At 63.5% G+C, this 436-nt stretch carries 1 pseudogene; it reads left to right on the top strand.

Annotation, left to right across the window (positions count from 1 at the left end):
• Positions 1 to 130 precede the first annotated feature (130 nt).
• A pseudogene (locus tag EN955_RS34650) lies at positions 131 to 436 on the top strand (hybrid sensor histidine kinase/response regulator); the annotation flags it as partial.

The following is a 436-nucleotide window of genomic DNA, read 5'->3' as shown; positions in this document are numbered from 1 at the left end:
TCCCTGTTCCGTGCTCTCACCGAAATTAGGTAAGCTGTAACCCTCGGTTGAGTCGTAAACCGGTTCCGTGACCACCTGCGCCCAGAACCCGCTACGATGAACGGACTGCCGGCGAATGAGACTAGCGGAGATGCTCAAGCCCATCGACTCGCGCGAAATGGACGTGCCTGCGCCGATCGACCGAAGCACATTTCTGTCGACCCTGCCGGCCACGTCGGCCGACCGCACTGCAGCATTGACGATTGTCGGTGTGTCCTCGCTCCTGTTCGCCGCAGCCGTGCCCTTCGCCGGTACCCCGCTCCTGCCGGTCCCAGCCTTCGTCGCCAGCTATCAATCCGCGCTGGCCGTGAGCGACATCGTCACGGCAGTGCTGCTGCTGTCGCAATTTGCGATCCTGCGCACCCGCGCGCTGCTGTGGCTCGCCAGCGGCTATCTC

It is taken from the genome of Mesorhizobium sp. M7A.F.Ca.CA.001.04.2.1, from assembly GCF_003998485.1.
Taxonomy (GTDB): domain Bacteria; phylum Pseudomonadota; class Alphaproteobacteria; order Rhizobiales; family Rhizobiaceae; genus Mesorhizobium; species Mesorhizobium ciceri.
The sequence above is the reverse complement of the archived record's forward strand: the minus strand, read 5'-3'. Positions and strand labels throughout refer to the sequence as shown.